Source organism: Rhodococcus sp. ENV425 (assembly GCF_002887785.1).
GTDB lineage: Bacteria > Actinomycetota > Actinomycetes > Mycobacteriales > Mycobacteriaceae > Rhodococcus > Rhodococcus aetherivorans.
Window position 1 is genome coordinate 14,901 of the sequence record NZ_PCZU01000177.1, and the last position, 4,768, is coordinate 19,668.

The window sequence follows — 4,768 nt, forward strand, 5'->3', positions numbered from 1 at the left end:
CCGCGAGCACCACCCGGTCGGCGTCCAGGTCCGCGACGTCGCGCACCGGCACATCGACGAAGGCCACACCGGCCTCGGCGACGGCCCGCCGCAGCGCATCGACGAGGATCCGGTTGTCCACGGCCAGCTCGTCCGGGGCCAGCAGGCCCAGGCGGATGCGCGGCCCCAGCGACGGCTCGAGCTCGCGCACCTCGGCGCGACCGAGCACGCGCATCTCGTGCCCCTGAGCCGAGACCCACTCGGCGATCGTGCGCAGATCGGCCGCGTCGGCCGCGTCCAGCGCGACGGTCAGCGACGCGTCGGCGGTGAACAGGTCCAGTCCGGTCTCCCGCAACAGCTCGGCGCCGAACTCCGGCCAGCGGGCCAGCGACGCCGCGCCCAGTTCGAGGACGTGTTCCTCCCCCGGCCAGCCCTCCGACAACGGTGCCAGCATCCCGCCGGCCACCCACGACGCCCCCGCCCCCGGGGACGGGTCGTGCACGGTCACGGTCCAGCCGGCACGGGCCGCGCGCCACGCGATCGACAGCCCGATCACGCCTCCGCCGACGACGGATACGGTTCCCACAGTTCGTCCACCTCACTCCCTGCGCCGGCATGATCCGGTTCAGGTGCTGACGGTCGGGGCCGGCAGGCCCCCTCTCAGCCCCGCGATCCCCGGGACTCCCGTGTCGATTCGTTCAGTGCAGAGACTACCGTCTTCGCCGTGACTACCTACCGCGGCAACCATCCCGCCCCCCGGGAACGCCTCGCGCAGGCCCGGCTCTACCTGTGCACCGACGCCCGTCGCGACACCGGAGACCTGGCCCGATTCGCGGAGGAGGCCCTCGCGGGCGGAGTCGACATCGTCCAGCTCCGCGACAAGGGTTCGGCGGGCGAGAAGAAGTTCGGCCCGCTCGAGGCCCGCGAGGAACTCGCGGCACTCGAGGTGCTGGCGGCGGCGTGCCGCCGGCACGGTGCGCTGCTGGCCGTCAACGACCGTGCCGACATCGCGCTCGCCGCGGGCGCCGACATCCTGCACCTGGGTCAGGGCGACCTGCCGGTGCGGTACGCCCGGCAGATCCTCGGCGAGGAGATCGTGATCGGCCGGTCCACCGGCAGCCGCGCGCAGGCGAGCCTGTCCGACATCGAGGAGGGCGTCGACTACTTCGCCCACGGGCCGGTGTGGTCCACCCCCACCAAGCCGGGGCGCACCCCGGCGGGACTCGAGGTACTGCGGGAGGTGGCCCGGTCGCAGCCGCAGCGGCCGTGGTTCGCGATCGGCGGCATCGACGCCGAGCGGCTGCCCGAGGTGCTCGCCGCCGGCGCCACCCGCATCGCGGTGGTCCGGGCCATCACCGCGGCACCGAATCCGCGGGCCGCGGCGGCGGCGCTGAAAGCCGCGCTGCCCGGCTGACCGTCCGCTGGAGCCGGCCCGCCGTCCGGCAGTCCGCTGGAGCCGGCCCGCGGCCGGCAGTCCGCTAGAGCCAGCCCAGGACCGTCGACGGCGACAGGGTCGGCACGTCCCCGGGCAGCCGGGCGCGCAGTCCCCGGTCGGCCGTCACCACCACGGTGAGCACCTGGTCCAGCACGGCCGACGTGCCCGTCGCCAGGGAGGCCAGCTCGTCGTCCCCGCTGCCGACGGCGGTGTGCACCGGGGTCCGGTCGTCGTGGATCACCGCCGCGCGGGCCTGCCCCTCGAGGACCGCTTCGATGCGGCTCACCCAGCCGAAACACCCGTCGGGCAGCTCGACGGTGCGGGGCAACGCCTCCGCCAGCTCCGCGAGCAGTCGTGCGGTGGCGCCCGGGCGGTCACGCCACCAGCCCGTCGGCCGCGACCCGAGGACGTTGGCGGTGTCGAGCAGCATCCGCACCGCACGGGTCCGCAGGTCCGGCCAGGCCGCCGCGAACCCGGTGTGCAGCGGCATGGTCTCGACGTCGGCCTCCGGCACCCAGCGCAGTTCGGTGCTCTCCCCGTTGAGGGTCGTCTCCATCGGGCTCGGGGTGTCCGCGACGACCGTCGTGTACGTCCACCCCCCGGCCACCCCGGAGGTGACCCGCTCGGTGCGCACGCTCAGCGCCGCCGGGTCGATCCCGGTCTCCTCGTTCGCTTCCCGCACGGCCGCGGCGACGGGACTCTCGTCGCTGTCGCGGGCGCCGCCGGGCAGCGCCCACGTGCCGCCCTGATGGCTCCACGCCGCGCGGTGCTGCAGCAACACGGCCGGCGTGCCGTCGGGCAGCGGCGCGCGCAGCAGCAGTCCGGCCGCGCCGAATCTGCCCCACCGGCGATCACCGTCGGGTCCGACGGCCCAGCCGTCCCCGTCACCTCGCATCGCGTCCGCCTCCCTGCCGCCCGGCCGCCGACCGCGAGCCGGGCGTCCACCGTCCTCGGACGGCAACAACATCCCGTTACTGCTTATATGCTCGCCACACACAGTGCCACATCGGAAGGGGTGCTCTCGTGGACGTGCGCGTGACCCCCACGCTCGGTGCGGTGGGGAGTCGCCTCCAGCGTAACGACGTGCCGGCCGCCGCGACCGCCCACGCCGGCCCCTCCGACGAGGTGCGCGACCTGCTGCGCTCCACCCCCGCCAAGCTCGTCACCCTCGGTGTGCTGCTCGCCGTGCTCCTCCTCGTCTCCGGGGTCGCGGCGGGCCAGACCGTCACCGGCCGCAAGGCCACCCACGATCGGTTGCTCGCCACCACCGAACCGCTCGCCGATGCCGCACAGAATCTCTACAGCGCACTGTCGGTCGCGGACGCGGCGGCCGCCACCGGCTTCATCTCCGGCGGCATCGAGCCGAAGGAGGTCCGCGACCGCTACGCCCAGGCCGTCGGCGAGGCGTCCGCCCAGCTCGTCGCCGCCGCCGGCGGGATTCCCACCGGCGACCGTGCGGGCACCCGGCTGCTGTCCGGCATCGCCGAACGCCTCACCGTGTACACGGGCCTGGTCGAGACGGCGCGGGCGAACAACCGCGTCGGCAACCCGGTGGGTGCCGCCTATCTCGGCGAGGCGTCGAACCTGATGCAGTCGGCGCTGCTGCCGATGGCGCAGGAGCTGTACACGCAGAGCGTCTCGGCGGTCTCGTCGACGCAGCGCGCGTCGGTGCAGCCACCGTGGACGTCGATCGGTCTGCTGCTGGTGACGGTCGTCGCGCTCACCGCGGTGCACGTCATCATCTCCCGGATCAGCCGTCGCACCCTCAATCCCGGTCTGCTGCTGTCGATCGCGGCGACGGGAATCCTGCTGTGCTGGCTGCTCGTGGCCGGACTGATCTCGTCGAGCGCGACCGAGCGGGCGATCGTGCACGGGGCCGAACCGCTCGGGGTGTTCACCGACAGCCGCATCCTCGCGCAGCAGGCACGCACCGCGGAGACCCTGCAGCTCGTGCGCCGCGACGCCACCGGCGAGTACGACGCGACGTTCGACCAGAGCATGTCCCGGCTCGGCGAGCTGCTCGCCGGGTATGCGTCCGGCGAGGAGGTGGAGATCGTCACCGATCCCGCCGTGCGTGCCGCCGAGGCACGCACCGCATGGCTGGCGTCGCACAACCGCATGCAGGCCGCGCTCGACCGCGGGGACTTCCCGGCCGCCGCGATCCTCGCGACCGGTCCCGGTCCCGACGAGGCCGTCGCCCAGTTCGCCACCCTCGACCGCGCCCTCGAACGCGGCATCGACCTCGCCCGCGCCGAACTGCGCGGCAACGAGGACCGCGCCGCGCAGACCCTGTCCGCGCTCGCCCCCGCCACGACGGCGTTGACGGGGCTGGCGCTGCTCGGCATCGTCGTCGGGCTGTGGCCGCGCCTGCGGGAGTACCGGTGAACGTGCGTCGTCTCGTCGCCGCGACGGTCGTCGCCGTCGCCGCATTCACGGGCGGCTGCGGGACCTCACCGCCGGAGATCCTCGCCGACCCGGACCCGTCCTACACCGAGCCGCCCCTGCCGGAACGCGCCACCGTCGCGCCCAGTGCGGCGCCCGTCCCCCCGGAACCGGACTGCGGCGACCCCACCGCCGGTCTGCGTCCCGACGGCGCGACGACCGGACCGACCCTCGACGCGATCCGGGCGCGCGGCCGGCTCGTCGTCGGGCTCGACACCGGCAGCAACCTGATGAGCTTCCGGGATCCGGCGACCGGGCGGATCACCGGATTCGACGTGGACGTCGCGCGGGAGATCGCGCGGGACCTGCTCGGCAGCCCGGACCTGCTCGACTTCCGGATCCTCAGTTCCGCGGACCGCGAGCAGGCCCTGCAGGACTCCACCGTCGACATCGTCGCCAAGACGATGACGATCACGTGTGCCCGCCGCGAACGGGTCGACTTCTCCACCGTCTACTTCCGGGCCCAGCAGCGCGTCCTGGTGGTCAAGGGGTCCGACGTCCGCGACGTCGCCGACCTGGCGGGCCGGCGGGTGTGTGTCGTGCAGGGAACCACGTCGCTCGACCGCCTCCGGCGGCTGCAGCCGTCCGCGGCGATCCTCACCGTCCCGACGTGGGCGGACTGCCTCGTGGTGCTGCAGCAGCGTCAGGTGGACGCGGTGAGCACCGACGACACGATCCTCGCCGGCCTCGCCTCGCAGGATCCGTACCTCGAGCTGGTCGGGACGTCGATCGGCAGCGAGCCGTACGGCATCGGCATCGCCAAGGGCCGCGAGGACCTGGTGCGGTTCGTCAACGGCACCCTCGAGCGGATCCGTCGCGACGGGACGTGGACGCAGCTCTACAACCGCTGGCTCCTCGTCCTCGGACCCGCCCCGGCGCCGCCGACCCCGACGTACGTGGACTGAGAGGCCG

General features: G+C 74.0%; 5 protein-coding genes and 1 riboswitch. Of the genes, 3 read left to right on the forward strand and 2 right to left on the reverse strand.

Annotated features, from left to right (window positions below; all coding sequences use genetic code 11):
- Positions 1–565: FAD-dependent oxidoreductase (locus CQZ88_RS31070; RefSeq protein ID WP_258008602.1), on the reverse strand; the 565-nt coding region annotated here is incomplete at its 3' end.
- Positions 565–677: riboswitch (TPP riboswitch) on the reverse strand. Its footprint overlaps the gene before it by 1 nt.
- A gap of 26 nt (positions 678–703) precedes the next feature.
- Here CQZ88_RS31070 and thiE point away from each other — a divergent pair.
- Entirely contained in the window at positions 704–1,393 is a 690-nt protein-coding gene (gene thiE / locus CQZ88_RS14360; RefSeq protein WP_006938213.1) for a thiamine phosphate synthase, read from the forward strand.
- Positions 1,394–1,457: 64 nt separating this feature from the next.
- Here the strand turns inward: thiE and CQZ88_RS14365 are convergent, their stop codons facing one another.
- Entirely contained in the window at positions 1,458–2,309 is an 852-nt protein-coding gene (locus CQZ88_RS14365) for an NUDIX hydrolase (protein WP_006938212.1), read from the reverse strand.
- Positions 2,310–2,437: 128 nt separating this feature from the next.
- Here CQZ88_RS14365 and CQZ88_RS14370 point away from each other — a divergent pair, with 128 nt between their 5' ends.
- The gene (locus CQZ88_RS14370) at positions 2,438–3,799 is read left to right on the forward strand and encodes a hypothetical protein (protein WP_006938198.1); all 1,362 of its coding nucleotides are present in this window, start codon (positions 2,438–2,440) and stop codon (positions 3,797–3,799) included.
- Positions 3,796–4,761 carry a glutamate ABC transporter substrate-binding protein gene (locus tag CQZ88_RS14375; protein ID WP_006938197.1) on the forward strand — a complete coding sequence of 322 codons (966 nt, stop codon included), beginning with the start codon at positions 3,796–3,798 and terminating at the stop codon, positions 4,759–4,761. The genes CQZ88_RS14370 and CQZ88_RS14375 overlap by 4 nt, the downstream gene beginning before the upstream one ends.
- The last annotated feature ends 7 nt before the right edge of the window (positions 4,762–4,768 follow it).

Excerpts from the sequence above, each read along its gene's own strand:
- CQZ88_RS14365 (WP_006938212.1), bottom strand. The coding sequence starts at position 2,309 with ATGCGAGGTGACGGGGACGGCTGGGCCGTCGGACCCGACGGTGATCGC.